Origin of the sequence: Rhodanobacter sp. T12-5, assembly GCF_008329435.1 — a bacterium.
Taxonomy (GTDB): domain Bacteria; phylum Pseudomonadota; class Gammaproteobacteria; order Xanthomonadales; family Rhodanobacteraceae; genus Rhodanobacter.
In genome coordinates this window covers 198965-214002 of sequence record NZ_NPKN01000003.1, presented here as the reverse complement: position 1 = coordinate 214002, position 15038 = coordinate 198965, and the positions used below count along the sequence as shown (strand labels likewise).

At 67.0% G+C, this 15038-nt stretch carries 14 protein-coding genes; 2 read left to right on the top strand and 12 right to left on the bottom strand.

All coding sequences use genetic code 11. The features are described from left to right. Window positions 1–5: 5 nt before the first annotated feature. From CIW53_RS09080 to CIW53_RS09030, 11 genes are all read right to left on the bottom strand, one after another. The gene (locus CIW53_RS09080; RefSeq protein WP_149364397.1) at window positions 6–1268 is read right to left on the bottom strand and encodes a glutamate-5-semialdehyde dehydrogenase; all 1263 of its coding nucleotides are present in this window, start codon (window positions 1266–1268) and stop codon (window positions 6–8) included. Next, a complete protein-coding gene (gene proB / locus CIW53_RS09075; protein WP_149364396.1) occupies window positions 1265–2452 on the bottom strand; it encodes a glutamate 5-kinase in 1188 nt (395 codons plus the stop codon). Before proB ends, CIW53_RS09080 begins: the two co-directional genes overlap by 4 nt. A gap of 15 nt (window positions 2453–2467) precedes the next feature. Beyond that, the gene (gene argH / locus CIW53_RS09070) at window positions 2468–3763 is read right to left on the bottom strand and encodes an argininosuccinate lyase (protein ID WP_149364395.1); all 1296 of its coding nucleotides are present in this window, start codon (window positions 3761–3763) and stop codon (window positions 2468–2470) included. Between the two features lie 108 nt (window positions 3764–3871). Further along, window positions 3872–4834 (bottom strand): N-acetyl-gamma-glutamyl-phosphate reductase, encoded by a 963-nt coding sequence (gene argC / locus CIW53_RS09065; protein WP_149364394.1) that lies wholly within the window; start codon window positions 4832–4834, stop codon window positions 3872–3874. A gap of 3 nt (window positions 4835–4837) precedes the next feature. Then, window positions 4838–6157 (bottom strand): acetylglutamate kinase, encoded by a 1320-nt coding sequence (locus CIW53_RS09060; protein WP_149364393.1) that lies wholly within the window; start codon window positions 6155–6157, stop codon window positions 4838–4840. A gap of 16 nt (window positions 6158–6173) precedes the next feature. After that, window positions 6174–7307: an acetylornithine deacetylase gene (locus CIW53_RS09055; RefSeq protein ID WP_172969626.1), complete on the bottom strand. Its 1134-nt coding sequence runs from the start codon at window positions 7305–7307 to the stop codon at window positions 6174–6176. After that, window positions 7304–8497, bottom strand: coding sequence for an argininosuccinate synthase (locus CIW53_RS09050; protein WP_149364392.1), 1194 nt, complete (start codon window positions 8495–8497; stop codon window positions 7304–7306). The genes CIW53_RS09055 and CIW53_RS09050 overlap by 4 nt, the downstream gene beginning before the upstream one ends. Before the next feature lie 28 nt (window positions 8498–8525). Further along, window positions 8526–8999, bottom strand: coding sequence for an OsmC family protein (locus CIW53_RS09045; RefSeq protein ID WP_149364391.1), 474 nt, complete (start codon window positions 8997–8999; stop codon window positions 8526–8528). Then, complete coding sequence (locus tag CIW53_RS09040; RefSeq protein WP_149364390.1) at window positions 8996–9619, bottom strand: FMN-binding negative transcriptional regulator; 624 nt, start codon at window positions 9617–9619, stop codon at window positions 8996–8998. Before CIW53_RS09040 ends, CIW53_RS09045 begins: the two co-directional genes overlap by 4 nt. A 6-nt stretch (window positions 9620–9625) precedes the next feature. Further along, window positions 9626–10633: an N-acetylornithine carbamoyltransferase gene (locus tag CIW53_RS09035; RefSeq protein ID WP_149364389.1), complete on the bottom strand. Its 1008-nt coding sequence runs from the start codon at window positions 10631–10633 to the stop codon at window positions 9626–9628. Window positions 10634–11000: 367 nt separating this feature from the next. Further along, on the bottom strand, window positions 11001–11528 hold the full coding sequence (locus CIW53_RS09030; protein ID WP_149364388.1) for a glycine zipper 2TM domain-containing protein: 528 nt from the start codon (window positions 11526–11528) through the stop codon (window positions 11001–11003). A gap of 178 nt (window positions 11529–11706) precedes the next feature. Between CIW53_RS09030 and cysS the strand changes: the two genes are divergently transcribed. Both cysS and CIW53_RS09020 read left to right on the top strand, forming a co-directional pair. Then, window positions 11707–13074: a cysteine--tRNA ligase gene (gene cysS / locus CIW53_RS09025; protein ID WP_149364387.1), complete on the top strand. Its 1368-nt coding sequence runs from the start codon at window positions 11707–11709 to the stop codon at window positions 13072–13074. A gap of 52 nt (window positions 13075–13126) precedes the next feature. After that, entirely contained in the window at window positions 13127–13558 is a 432-nt protein-coding gene (locus CIW53_RS09020) for a SufE family protein (protein ID WP_149364386.1), read from the top strand. A 131-nt stretch (window positions 13559–13689) separates the two neighbouring features. Here CIW53_RS09020 and dksA read toward each other — a convergent pair whose 3' ends face one another. Further along, entirely contained in the window at window positions 13690–14982 is a 1293-nt protein-coding gene (gene dksA / locus CIW53_RS17915) for an RNA polymerase-binding protein DksA (RefSeq protein WP_242451834.1), read from the bottom strand. Window positions 14983–15038 lie beyond the last annotated feature (56 nt).

Here is a 15038-nt window from a genome sequence, read left to right as displayed (position 1 = left end):
CGACATTACATCCGGCTCTGCGGATGCCTCACCTGCCCTTCCCCGCGCACCACGAAGCGCTCCACCGTGAGCGCTTCGGCGCCCATCGGACCGTAGGCGTGTAGCCGGGTGGTGGAGATGCCGATCTCGGCGCCGAGGCCGAGTTCGCCGCCATCGCTGAAGCGGGAGGAGGCGTTGACCATCACCACGGCGGAGCGGATCGCCTGCACGAAGCGTTGCGCCGCGGCTTCGTCGGCGGTGGCAATGACTTCGGTGTGGTCGGAGCCGTGGCGACGGATGTGCGCGATGGCGGTGTCGAGGTCGTCGACCACGCGCACGGCGAGGATCAGGTCGAGGAACTCGGCGGCGTAGTCGTCGTCGGTCGCCGCGCGCATGTCGGGCACCAGGGCGCGACTGCGTTCGTCGCCGCGCAGTTCGACGCCGCGCTCACGCAGTGCCTGCGTGGCGCGTGGCAGGAACGCTTCGGCGACGTCGCGATGCACCAGCAGCGTCTCCAGCGCGTTGCATACGCCAGGGCGCGAGGTCTTGCCGTCGATCAGCAGATCCAGGGCGAGCGCAGGATCGGCGGAGCGGTCCACGTACAGGTGGCAGACGCCCTTGTAGTGCTTGATCACCGGCACGCGCGCGTGCTCGGCGACGAAGCGGATCAGCCCTTCGCCGCCACGCGGGATGGCCAGGTCGACGATGTCGACGAGTTGCAGCAGCTCGACCATCGCTTCGCGGCTGAGGTCCTGCAACACCGTCACCGCGGCCTCGGGCACGCCGTGCGCGCGCAGCGCGGCATGCAATGCCGCGGCGATGGCGAGGTTGGAATGGATCGCCTCGGAGCCGCCGCGCAGGATCACCGCGTTGCCGGCCATCAGGCACAGCGCCGCGGCATCGGCGGTGACGTTGGGGCGCGCCTCGTAGATCATCGCGATCACGCCGAGCGGGATGCGCACGCGCTCGACCGACAAGCCGTTCGGCCGCGTCTCATGGCGGGTCGTCACGCCGACCGGATCGGGCAGCTCGGCCACCTCGCGCAGCGCGCCGGCGATGCCGGCCACGCGCGCCTCGTCCAGCCGCAGGCGGTCGAGCATGGCGCCCTGCACGCCTTTCGCCGCGGCCTGGCGCATGTCCTCGACGTTGGCAGCCAACACCGCGACAGACTGCGCTTCCAGCGCCGCGGCCATGTCGCGCAGCAGCGCGCGCTTCGCCTCGCTGCCCAGCGCCACCACGACCCGGGCGGCGTCGCGGCACGCCAGTGCCTGTTCGCGGATCGTGCTCATGCGCTGATCTCCTGCCCGGATGCAACCGGGCGGTTCATGCTGACGAGGTCGTCGCGGTGCACCACCTCGTCGCCGTAGCTGTAGCCGAGCATGCCGTCGATCTCGCGGCTGTGCCGGCCGGCCAGCCGGCGCACCTCGGCGGCGCCGTACTGGCTGAGTCCGCGCGCGACGGCGGCACCGTCCGCGTCGACGATCTCCACCAGGTCGCCGCGGTGGAACTCGCCGTCGGCGCCGAGCACGCCGCCCGGCAGCAGCGAGACGCGCCCGCCACCCAGCGCCTTCGCCGCACCGGCGTCGATGCGTATGCGGCCCGGCGCGGCGGGTGCGTGGCGCAGCCAGTACTTGCGCGCCTGCAATCGCGTGGAAGCCGCGGCGATCAGCGTACCGCGCAGTTGCCCGCGTTGCAGCGCCTGCACGGTGGCCGCCTCGCGCCCGCTGAACAAGGCCGTGGGAATGCCGGCGGCGGCAGCTTTCGCCGCGGCCTGCAGCTTGGTGCGCATGCCGCCGGTGCCGGCCGCGCTGCCGCTGTCGCCGGCCATCGCGGCGATCTCGGCGGTCAGCGCGGCCACCTGCGCGATCGGCATGGCCGCGGGATCGCGCCGCGGGTCGGCGCTGTACAGCGCATCGACGTCGGAGGCGATCAGCAGCAGGTCGGCGTCGACCAGCGCGGCCACGATGGCGGCGAGGTTGTCGTTGTCGCCGAGCTTTAGCTCATCCACCGAGACGGTGTCGTTCTCGTTGACCACCGGCAGCACGCCGAGCTGCAGCAGCTGGCGCAGGGTGGCGCGCGCGTTGAGGTAGCGGCGGCGGTTGCGCAGGTCGTCGTGGGTCAGCAGCACCTGCGCCACCGGTCGCGCGCTCAGGGACTGCCACAGCGCGATCATCGGCGCCTGGCCCAGCGCGGCCAGCGCCTGCCGCGCGGCGAGGCCGCCGCCGTCGCGCGCATGCTGGCGCAGCAGCGCGCGTCCGGCCGCCACCGCGCCGGAGGACACCAACACCACCTCGCGGCCTTCGGCGTGGCTGGCGGCGATGAAGGCGGCCAGCCCCTCGGCATAACGTGACGTGAGGCCGCCGCCGTCGGCGGCAAGCAGGCTGCTGCCTACCTTGAGCACGGCGCGGCGCCACGGCGGCAAGGCCTGTGCAGGCAGGTCGGCGTGCGTGTTCCCCGTGTCTATCGCCGCCATGCCCGCGTCTCCGCTTCAGTCGTCGAGTGCGCGTAATCGCGCGTGCAGTTCATCCAGCCGCAGGTCGTGGCCGGCGCCCGGCGACACGCGGGCGGCGAGACTGCTTTCCGGCGTGCGCCCCTGCCCCGCGGATGCCGCGGTTTCCGCCGCCGCGCGATACGCATCGCGAAACGGCACGCCAGCGGCGGCCTGCTCGATCGCCACGTCGGTGGCGTACATTGCCGGCTCGATCGCGGCGCGCATCGCCGCTTCGTTCCATTCAAACCGTGCCAGCAGGTCGGGCACCAGTTCCAGCGCCATCAGGCCGTGGCGCACGCCGTGGAAGATCGAGCCCTTGGAGAACTGCAGATCGCGCTGGTAGCCGGACGGCAGCGACAGCAGCTGTTCGATCTCGGTGCGCGCGGCGGCCACGCTGGCGTAGCTGGCGCGCAGCAGTTCGATCACGTCGGGGTTGCGCTTGTTCGGCATGATCGAGCTGCCGGTGGTGTACTCGGCCGGCAGCTTGACGAAGTTGAATTCGGCGGTGGTGAACAGCGACAGGTCCCACGCCAGCCGGCGCAGGTCGAGCAGCGCGCCGCCGATCGCCTCCAGCACAGCCATCTCGAACTTGCCGCGCGACAGCTGCGCGTAGATCGGCGAAATCTGCATGCGCGCAAAGCCGAGCGCCTGCGTGGTATGCGCGCGGTCGAGTTTCAGGTTCACGCCGTAGCCGGCGGCGGTGCCGAGCGGGTTGGCGTCGATCAGCGCCAGCGTCTGCCGCGCGCGCAGCACGTTGTCGATGAAGCCCTCGGCAAAGCCGGCGAACCACATCGCGGTGGACGAGACCACTGCGCGCTGCAGGTGGGTGTAGCCGGGCATCGGCACGGCTTCTTGCGACGCGCGCTCAAGGCAGGCCTCGGCAATCGCGCGGCAATGCACCTCCAGCGCGGCCAGCTTGTCCTTCAGCCACAGCCGGGTGGCGACCAGGATCTGGTCGTTGCGGCTGCGCCCGGTGTGCACGCGGCGGCCGGCGTCGCCGAGGCGCTCGGTGAGCCGCGCCTCGATCGCCGAGTGACCATCCTCGTAGCGCTCGTCCAGCACGAACGCGCCGCTCGTGAAATCGTCGGCCAGCGCATCCAGCTCGCGCTTCAGTGCGGCGGCTTCGTCGGCGCTGACCACGCCGATGTTGGCCAGCCCTTCCACGTGCGCCTTGCTGGCGGTGATGTCGTGCAGGAAGAACTCGCGGTCGAGGATCACGTCGTCGCCGGCGAGGAAGCGCATGATCCTTGCGTCGATCTGGATGCCGGATTTTTGCCAGAGGGGTTGGGTCATGGGAGCCAGAAGTGAGTTGAGAGGAGTGAGAAGTGAGAGAGATCAAGAGCGGAGGGGGCGGGAGCGCTGGGAGTGTGAGCTTTTCTCTCACTCCTCACTCCTCATCCCTCACTCCTGCCCCACTGGAATCGCGGTGAATTCGTCCACGCCGATCGCACGGTTGATGTTCTGCATCGCCTGCGTCGCGGCGCCCTTCAGCAGGTTGTCCAGCGTGGCCACGATCACCACGCGCTTGCCGTCGGCCGATACCACGAAGCCGCCGACCTCGGCATGGTGGCGGTGCGCGATGCGGCTGACCCACGGCGCCTCGTCGGTCACGACGGCCAGCTTCTCGCTGTCGTAGGCGGCATGGAAACGCTGCAGCACGTCATCGCGTTTCAGCGGGCGGGTGAGATACAGGTTGGTGGTGACGGTGAGCCCGCGGAAGTGCGGCGCCACGTGCGGCATGAACTCCACCGGCACGCCGAGCCGGAACGAGGCTTCCTTCTCGTGCATGTGGCCGGTGAGCGCGTACGGCATCAGGTTGTCGCGCAGTTTTTCCGGATCGTTCTTGTCCGACGGCGTGGTACCGGCGCCGGAGTAACCGGAGACGCCGAAGCACACCGGTGGCGCGGCCAGCAGGTCCTTCAGCGGCGCGATGGAGAGCTGCATGGCTGTGGCGTAACAGCCGGGGTTGCTGATGCGCTTCTCGCCCCGCCACTTGTCGCGGGTGAGTTCCGGCAGGCCGTAGTACCACGACGGGTCGAAGCGGTAGTCGGCGGAGAGATCGAGGATCAACGTGTCCGGCTTCGCCGCGTCGATCGCCTCGACGAACGGCGCCGCCTTGCCGTTTGGCAGCGCCAGGATCACCACGTCGGCGTCCTGCGCCGCCACCGCTGCCGGGTCCAGGCTGGCGTAGTGCAGTTCGCCGGCGAAACCGTCGACGTGATCGGCCACGCGCTGGCCGTCCAGCTCGCGCGAGGAAACGAAGGCCAGTTGCAGCACCGGATGCGCCGCGATCAGGCGGATCAGTTCCATGCCGGTATGGCCGCGCGCGCCGACGATGCCTACCGTTTTCCTGTTCGTGTGCATGGCTCAATCCACCAGTGTCGGCTGGCGTTGCGCGCAATGCGCCACGCAACGGGAGATCGTGTCGAAGCCGTCAATGCCGTACCAGAACACCTTCCAGCGCGGCTGCTTGAGGCAGCCGTCCGACTCGGCATAGTAGAAAGGGTTGACCGGATTGCCGTGGCGCGAGCGCCAGAACAGCCGCGGATTCTCCTCGCGCATCACCTGCCACACCGCGCGGCCCAGGCCTTCGCCCTGCGCATCGTCCAGCACGGCGAACTTGTCGAGGTACGGCAAGCCGTCCTCCTCGACAAGGATCATCGCCGCGCGGTAGTTCTCGCTGACGTAGATGCGCATCGGCCGGGTGCGCTCGAAATAGTCCGGCACCAGGGTACGGCCGAAGCTGGATTCGATCAGCCCGCGCATGCGCGCGCGGTCCACGCCGTCCCAGGAATCGAAGCGCAGCACCTTCTCGCCGCGTCGCACCAGGGTGCCGGAACCCTTGTGGGTGAATAGCTCCTTGGCCAGTTCGGACGGGCGGGTGATCGACACCGACGAGGTCAGCGGCAGGTCGGCCAGCAGGTCGGCGATCTGCTCGATCTTCAGGCGCATGCCGCCGTTGATCCATGGCTGCGCCATCAGGTGCTCGAACTCGGTGCTGAGGTTGATCGAGTCGATCACTTTGCCGTGCTCGTCGAGCAGTCCGCCGGTGCCGGTGAGGAACACGATCTTGTACGGCTGCAGCACGCGCACCAGTTCGTTCGCGGCGAAGTCGGCGTTGACGTTGAGGATCTGCCCTTCGTCGGTTTCGCCCAGGCTGGCGATCACCGGGATGGAGTTCGCGCGCAGGCTGGCCTCGATCGGCGCCAGGTTGATGCTGCGGACCTTGCCGACCAGACCGTAGGTATCGCGGTCCAGGTAGTCGGCCATGAACACGCCCGTCGCCACCGAGGTGGCGCGCGTGTCCATCGACTGCAGTGCCTCGACCAGTTTCAGGTTCTGCTGCTGGAACACGCGGCGCACGATGCCGAGCGCCTTCGGCGAGGTCACGCGCAGACCGTCGATGGTGTGCTTCTCGATGCCGGCGGCGGCCAGTTCCTCGTCCAGCTGCGGGCCGGCGCCGTGCAGCACGATCGGGGTCAGGCCGACCTGCTGCAGGAAGGTCAGCGACGAGGCGAGATCGGCCAGCTCGTCGCGCAGCACCGCGCCGCCGACCTTGACCACGGCAAAGCGCTTGGCGTCCACCTCGGAGAAGCGCTTGAGGTACTGCTGGATTTCCTTCGCGCTGCCCATGCTCGAAAGCAGGCGCACGATGGTCTTGCGGGTGTTGTGCTTAGCCGTGTCCATTGTTTGTTCCTTGCGCTCATCCATGATCGCGGGGGTCAAAAACCGGCCGTCCCTGGCCGGACTTCTCAACGATTCGATAAACCGTTTGCGCATAGTGTTCGAGTTGATCCAGCGCGACCCACTCGTCGGCGCTGTGCGCCTGGGCGATGTCGCCGGGACCGTAGACGAAGGCGGTATAGCCGGCGGCGGAGAACAGCGCGGCCTCGGTCCAGAAGTCCACCGCGTTGCCGACCGGGATGCCCAGCTCGTCGGCCAGGTCGCGCGCGACCAGCCGGTTCGCCTCGGCGTTCGCCGTGTCGCCGGCCGGCAGCGAGGCGCCGCGGAAGGTTTCCGTGAATTCCACCGGTTGTGGTTCCACCAGATTGCGGAAACGGATCAGCAGGTGATCCGGATTCATCGTGGGCAACGCGCGAAAGCCGAAACGCACCTCCGCCGTGGGCGCGATCATGTTCGCCTTGATGCCGCCCTCGATGCGGCCGATGTTGAAACGCAGACCGGTGAGGCCGCCGAAGCGCTCGTGCGACTGCGCCGCCACGAAATCCAGCGCCGCGTTGCCCCAGCGCACGGCCTGGTGCAGTGCGCTGTCGCCCGGCTTCTGCTCGCCCGAGGCATGCCCGGCCTGGCCGGCGAAGCGCATCAGCACCGACTGGATGCCGCGATGCGCCAGCACCGCCTCGCCCTTGGTGGGCTCGGCCACGATCACTGCGTCGTAAGCGTGCGGTTCGCGCAGGAAGCCGGCGATGCAGCGCGCGTCGTTCGCCTCCTCGTCGGTGGTGAACAGCAGCGCCAGGTCGCCGTGACTGGCATTCGCCACCGCCAGCAGCGCCGCCGCCGCCCCCTTGATGTCGCACGCGCCCAGGCCGATCGCGCGATCGGCAGTGACCCGCAACGCGTGCGGATCGGCCGTCCACGCCGGCGAGTCCGGCACGGTGTCCAGGTGCACGTTGAACAGGACCTTCGGCTCGCCGCGCACCGCGTGCAGGGCCACCGCGCCGGCACCGAAGTCGGTCACCGTCACGTCGAAGCCGGGCAGCTGCGCGCGCAGGTAGTCGAAGATGCCGCCGGTATCGATCGCGCGCGGCGGGTTGCGCGTGTCGAAACCGACCAGCGCCGCCAGGTGTTTCAACGTGGCATCGAGCAGTGCGCTCATCCGCGATTGACCTCGGCCCACAGCGTGCTGCTCATGCCGAACAGCTTGATGAAACCCTCGGCCTCCTCCACGCCCCAGTCGGCCGACTGCGCATAGGTGGCGCCCTTGGCGTTGAGGATGTGCTTCGACTCCACCGCCACCGCGCCGACGCTGCCGCCATTCGTTTCCAGCGTCACCGTGCCGTTGACGGTGGACTGGCTGGACGCCAGGAACGCCTCCAGGTCGGTCTTCAGCGGGTCGTGGAAGAAGCCCTCGTAGACCAGCTCCACCCACTTGCGCGCCACCTCGGGCTTGAAGCGGTTCTGCTGCTTGCTGAGCACGGCCTCTTCCAGCGCGCGGTGCGCGGCGAGCAGCGCGGTCAGGCCCGGTGCCTCGAAGATGATGCGGCCCTTGAGGCCGATCGTGGTGTCGCCGGTGTAGAGGCCGCGGCCCACGCCGTACTGCGCGAACAGGCCGTTGAGCTTCGCCAGCATGGCGTGCCCGGCGATCGCCTCGCCGTCCAGCGTCACCGCCTCGCCGTTGACGAAGCCGATCTTCACCCGCAGCGGTTTGGACGGCCATTCGGCACGCGGCTTGCACCAGCCCACCGCGCCGGCGCCGGGCGCCTGCCACAGGTCGATCTCGCCGCCGGACATGGTCAGGCCGAGCAGGTTCTCGTTGATGGTGTACGCCTGCTGCTTGGCGCGCACGCCGAAGCCGCGGTCTTCCAGGTACTTCTGCTCGTAGGCGCGCGTCTGCGTATGCTCCTTCTGAATCTCGCGGATCGGCGCCACGATCTGGTAGTCGCCCAACGCCTTCACCGCCAAGTCGAAACGCACCTGGTCGTTGCCCATGCCGGTGCAGCCATGCGCGATCGCCTTCGTGCCGAGTTCGGCGGCGCGCTTCAGCGCGGCCTCGACGATCAGGTAGCGGTCGGACACCAGCAGCGGGTACTGGCCCTGGTAACCCTCGCCCGCCCACACGAACGGCTTGACGAAGCCGTTCCAGATCGCCGGGCCGCCATCCACGGTGACGTGGCTGGCCACGCCCAGCTCCTGTGCGCGCCCTTCGATGAAGGCGCGCTCTTCGGCGTCCACGCCGCCGGTATCGGCAAACACGGTATGCACGGCCCAGCCGCGCTCCTGCAGATAGGGCACGCAGAAACTGGTGTCGAGGCCGCCGGAGAAGGCGAGGACGATGTCTTTGCTCATGGCTTGCGGATCCTGGAAAGAAGGGTGGTCAGGCGGTTTCGACGACGACGCGCGGCTCGCAGCGCACTGGGAAATTCACGGAATTGGCGATGAAGCAGGCGTGATGCGCCGCCTCGTGCGCGGCCTCGGCCTTGGCCGGGTCGCTGGCGGCAGTGATGGTCACCGTGGGGCGCAGCACCACTTCGACGAAACGGCCGCCATCGCCCTCGGTGGCCATCGTGCCTTCGGCAGCGTCGCTATACGCCGTCACCACCACGCCGGCCACGGTGGCCATGTGCAGATACGACAGCATGTGGCAGGTCGACAACGCCGTGACCAGCATGTCCTCGGGGTTGTGCTTCGCGGCATCGCCGCGGAAGGTGGGGTCGGAGGAACCGGCGATCGCCAGCTTGCCGTCGATGCGAATGATGTGGTCGCGGCTGTAGTTGCGGTAGCCGTCCGTGCCGCTGCCGAGGTTGCCGGTCCATTCCACGGCAACGCGATAGTGATGCTGATGGTTCACGGTTTCGATTCCTCTTGTTGGGACATCCATGCGGCCAGTTCCGCGTCGCCATCGCCGTCGCGCTCGCGCAGCCCGGCGATCACGCCCGCGCGGTTGCGCGCGGGATGGTTCTGGCTCAGCTTGAACTTGCCTTCGATGCGATCGATCGAGACTTCGAGGCCGACGATCGCGCGCAGCGAGGTCTCGATATGGTCGTCCGGCGCGTCGCTGATCTTCCATGGCTGCGGCTGGTCCGCCTCATGGTGATCGGTCAAGGTTTCCAGCAGACGACGCAGCCACGTCGCGTCATCGATCACGCGCAGCCGGCCGTGCACGTGCACCACCGCGTAGTTCCAGGTCGGCACCTCGCGCCCGGTCTCGTGCTTGCTGGGGTACCAGTTCGGGCTGATGTAGCCGTCCGGCCCCTGGAACACCAGCAGCACTTCGGCGCCGTCCAGTCGCGCCAGTTCGTTGCCGCGCGCGACATGGCCGTGCAGCACCTCGCCGACGAGTTCGAACGGCAGGTGATTGGCCGTCAATCCGTCGGCCGCGCGGGTCACCAGCGTGGCGAACGGGTATGCGCGAATCAGCCCGTGCAGGGATTCGACGCGGCTTTCCACGAAATGCTTCGGCGTGTACATGACGGTTCAGCCCTGCCCGATCAGCGAAGCCATCACCGCCTTCTGCACGTGCAGGCGGTTCTCGGCCTCGTCGATGGCGATGCAGGCGGGCGAATCCATCACCGCGTCGGTGGCCTTGATGTTCCGGCGCAGCGGCAGGCAGTGGCTGAACAGGCCGTGGTTGGTGAGCGCCATCTTCGCCTCGTCGACGATGAAGTGCCTGTTCGCTTCGCGCACAGGCTTCTCCTCTTCCCAGCGACCGAAGAACGGCAGCGCGCCCCAGCTCTTGGCGTAGACCACGTCGGCCCCGGTGTAGGCTTCCTCGATGTCATGGCTGACCTTCAGCGAGCCGCCGTTCTGTTCGGCGTTCAGACGGCCAAACGCCATGTAGCGCTCGTCCAGCACGTAGTCGGGCGTGGGGCACAGCAAGGTCACGTCCATGCCCAGCTTGGTCGCGATCAGCAGCGCGGAATTCGCCACTGCGGTGTTCAGCGGCTTTGGGTGATAGGTCCAGGTCAGCACGTACTTTTTGTTCTGCAGGTCGCCCAGGTGCTCCTTCAGCGCCAGCGCGTGGGCCAGTTCCTGGCAGGGGTGGGTGATCGTCTCCATGTTGATCACCGGCACCGTGGCGTACTGGGCGAACGCCTTGATGACCTTGTCCTCGCGATCCACCGCCCAGTCCTGGAATTTCGGGAACGCACGAACGGCGATCAGGTCGACGTAGCGGCTGAGCACCCGCGCCACCTCGGCGATGTGCTCCTCGGTATCGCCGTCCATCACGCTGCCAACCTCGAACTCGATCGGCCACGCGTCCTTGCCGGGCGCCAGCACGATGGCGTGACCGCCGAGCTGGAACGCGCCCAGCTCGAAGCTGGTGCGGGTGCGCATCGAGGGATTGAAGAACAGCAGCGCGATCGACTTGCCGGCCAGCTGCTGGCCGCGCGGCGAACGCTTGAACGCGGCGGCCTGCTCCAGCAGCGCGTCGATCTCGGCGCGGCTGTAATCCTGGGTAGTCAAGAAATGCCGAATGGTCATGAAGTCGATGCCCTATTGAAGAGTCCGGCCATGGATGGCCGGGGTGTTGCGGATGGATCCGCGTGAAATAAACCAACAAAAAACCCGGCACGATGGCCGGGTTTTGTCGTCGATGCACATGAAACGCGTGCGACTGCCTACCCGGCCGAATATCCATCCAGCGGTCGGCGCGCACGCGACGTCATGCCAGCAGCCGCGCGGGCGCTGGTCAGTACGGTGGCGGTATAGACGGCTGCAGACATTGCAGGCTCCAGGTAACGAGTGCGCATGATGGTGGCAATTTCGCCGTCATGCAACCAGAAAATCAGTCCTCGAAACGACAAGCGCCGCCAATGGATGGCGGCGCTTGTCGTGATCCCCGGGACGATCAGTCCGCCGGATCGACCCGCACGCGCACGCGCAGACGCTCACCAGGGTCGTAGCTCAGCCGCGAGGTGTAGACCTCGCCGCGATAGCGGTATTCCACGTCATAGCCGATGATCCGGCGCTGCTCGCTGATCGAGCTGACCTCGCGGCACTGGGTCTGCGTGGTCTCGTAGTCGTTGCCACGACCCGCCGCCCGGTTGCCCACCGCACCGCCGGCCACTGCACCGACAACGGTGGCGGCCTTGCGCCCGTCACCCTTGCCCACCGTGTTGCCCAGCACGCCACCGATCACCGCGCCCAGCACCGTGCCGGCCGTGCTGTTGCCGCCTTCGTGGCGCACCACCGGTTGTTCGTAGCATTCCTGCCGCGGCACTTCGGTGCGCGTAACGCCCTGCACCGGATCGGCGCGCAACACATCGGCCCAACCATAGTGGGCATTGTCATCCGCGTTGACGTAGCGCCCGTCCTGCGCATGCACGCTGGTGGCCAGGAGGGCCACTGCCAATGCAGAAAGCCAGAGTTTGGTCATGACGACCTCCGATCTCGAAAACCACGGTGCGCCTGCGCGCGTAATGGTGGTATTTCAACAAGTTCACGCTGAATACACGCTTAGAATCGCCCCCGCGGCACCGTACCGCTTACACCTTGTTAAGATGCCGGGCTGGCCCTGCGCTGCACCGCGCGGCCCCAAGTTGCGGATTCCACCCATGCCCATATCGCTCTACAACAGCCTGACCCGTCGCACCGAACCATTCGTCCCGGCCGATCCCGCGCGAGTGACGATGTACCTGTGCGGGCCCACCGTGTACAACTATGTGCACATCGGCAACGCTCGCGGACCGGTCGTGTTCGACGTGCTGGTCCGGTTGCTGCACCGGCACTATCCACAGGTGGTGTACGCCCGCAACATCACCGATGTCGACGACAAGATCAACACCGCCGCGCAGCAACAGGGCGTGCCGATCGGCACGATCACCGAGCGCTTCGCCAGGGCCTATCGCGAGGACATGGCCGGGCTGGGTGTGACACCGCCGGACATCGAGCCGCATGCCACCGCGCATATCGGCCCGATCATCGCGATGATCGAGAATCTGCTGCAGAGCGGCCACGCCTATGTCGCCGAAGGCCACGTGCTGTTCGACGTCGGCTCGTTTCCCGCCTACGGCGAGCTGTCCGGTCGCGATCCCGACGAGTTGATCGCCGGTTCGCGCGTCGAAGTGGCGCCGTACAAGCGCAGCCCGGGCGATTTCGTGCTGTGGAAACCGTCCACGCCGGAGCTGCCGGGCTGGGACAGTCCCTGGAGCCACGGTCGCCCCGGCTGGCACATCGAATGCTCGGCCATGAGCGCCGCGCACCTGGGCGAGACCATCGACATCCATGCCGGCGGCATCGACCTGTTGTTTCCGCATCACGAAAACGAGATCGCGCAGTCCACCTGCGCGCACGGCGGCAAGGTGTTCGCGCGCTGGTGGATGCACAACGGCATGCTCACCTTCGACGGCCGCAAGATGTCCAAGTCGCTGGGCAATGTGCTGCTGGTGCACGAACTGCTGAAGCAGCATCCGGCCGAAGCTCTCCGTCTGCGGCTGCTCAGCGGCCACTACCGCCAGCCGCTGGACTGGTCTGACGGCGCCATCGCGCAGGCCACGAGTACGCTGGACGGCTGGTACCGCGTGCTGCGGGACATGGCCGATGTCGAATTGACCACGCCATTGCCGATACCCGAGCGAATGGAAGCGGCCTTGTGCGACGACCTCAACACGCCGCAGGCGCTGGCCGAACTGTCCGTGCTGGCGGACGCCGCGCGCCAGTCCGGCAGCGCCGAGGCGAAGGCGGCCCTGCTCGGTGGCGGCGCGCTGCTCGGCCTGTTGCAGCAGGCTCCGGAAGCCTGGTTCAGACGCGGCGAGAGCGCGATCGACGAGGCGCACATCGAGGATCTGCTGCAGCAACGCCGGGCCGCCCGTGCCGCCCGCGATTTTGCGCGGGCCGACGCGATCCGCGACGAGCTCACCGCCCTGGGCATCGCCATCGAGGACAGCGCACAAGGCACCCGCTGGAGCGTCTTGAGCAGCTGAACGATGCCTGCGGGCGTTCGTGAATTCAGCTTGTCCGCGCGATAATGCGCGCATGAACGCCATCGCCACCACCAGCGCCGAACAGGCGCAACAGGACATCGCCGAGGAGTTCGCCTTCTTCGGCGACTGGACCGAGCGCTACCAGTATCTGATCGATCTCGGCCGGCAGCTCCCGCCATTCCCCGAGGCCAGCAAGGTCGAGGCATACCGCGTGCATGGCTGCCAGTCGATGGTGTGGCTGGTGCCCAGTGGCGATGCATCGAAGATGCATTTCGAGGCGGTCAGCGATTCGGCGATCGTGTCCGGCCTGATTGCACTGGTGCTGCGGGTGTACTCGGATCGTTCCGCGCAGGAGATCGTCGCCACCGAGCCCACGTTCATCGGCACGATCGGACTGGCCAAGCATCTCTCGCCAACGCGCTCGAACGGGCTGGCGGCAATGCTGGCGAAGCTGAAGGGTTATGCCGCGGCGGCCACAAGCTAAAGGGTGAGGAAGCGACTCAGCACCGCCTTTCGCTTCGCTCCACGCAAAAGCCCCGCTCGAAGCGGGGCTCTTTTGAAAAGTCCGGCATGGATGCCGGGTTTGATCTTTGCGCTCACGGAGGAGCGCAGAAATCAATCTCCCATCTGCTTCTGCAGGTGTTCGCGCCGTTCCTGGGCGTCCAGCGACAGCGTGGCGATCGGGCGCGCATCGAGGCGATCGACGCCGATTTCCTCGTCGGTTTCCTCGCAGAAGCCGTAACTGCCATCCTCGATCCGGCGCAGCGCCTTGTCGATCTTGGAGATCAACTTGCGATAGCGATCGCGGGTACGCAATTCCAGCGAGTTCTCCGTTTCGCGGGTGGCGCGCTCGGCTTCGTCACCGACATCACGCACTTCTTCGCGCAGGTTGTCCATGGTCTGCCGCGACTCTTCCACCAACTGGTCACGCCAGTCGCGCAGCTTGTTGCGGAAATAGGCCAGGTGCTGCGGGTTCATGTACTCCTCGTTGGCAGAGGGGCGATAACCCTTGGGCAGCGTGATCGTGCTGGTGGAAGGAAGTGCGTACCGCCCGTCTTCACGGGTAATACCGTTATCGATTTTTTTTGCAGCGGATTTATTCATTGAGGACGACAAATTTTTCTGGTTCTTGTGAGAAGAGGCGTGACCTGCGGCAGCCGGGGCCGCGCGCGGTGTCACCATGGCGGTAGCACTCGCCACCTTGCCCTTGAAGAGCGCACTGGCGGGCGACGGGGGAACTTTCTTGACCACTGCTGCCGGAGCCGGCGCCGCCTTGGCGCTCGACTTGCCTGCGGATTTCGCAACGGGTGCCGACGCGGACTTGTCCGAACGAACAGGCGCAGCCACCGGTTTTGCAACATGTTTCGACGCAGGCTTGGGCGGCACTGCGGCTTTCTTCGCGACGGGCTTGGCTGAAGGTTTGCCAGCTGCCTTGGCAACGGGCTTGCTGCTGGTTTTGGCTTTCCCGGCGACAATTTTTTTTGCGACGACTTTCTTGACGGCGACCTTCTTCGCGACGACTTTCTTGGCCGTGGCTTTCCCGACCGGGCGCTTTGCAACCGGGCTGGCCTTCTTCGCTTGTGGCTTGGCGACGGCCTTGGCTGCCGCAGATTTGCCGGCTGGCTTCTTCGCAGCCACCGGCTTGGCCGTGGATTTTTTCACAGGGGCTTTCTTCACGGGAGCCTTGGCCGCTGGCTTGGTGGCCTTGCGACTTGCTTTGGCGGGTGTCTTGCTGGCGCTCTTCACGATCCGCCCCTTTGTGGCAGCTGTCTTCGACTTGCCGGCCTTCGCATCGTGCGACTTGGTCGTAGCCTTTCCCTTCTGCGCCTTGGCGGCGGTGGCACTACGTGTCGTTTTCGCCATATCCCTCACCATTTTTGGCCTTGGCGGCCGGGTGTTATAGCCCATGCTTGCTACACCGGCAAGCCCGCTTCTGGAATACTTGTACCACTACAGGCTGCAAG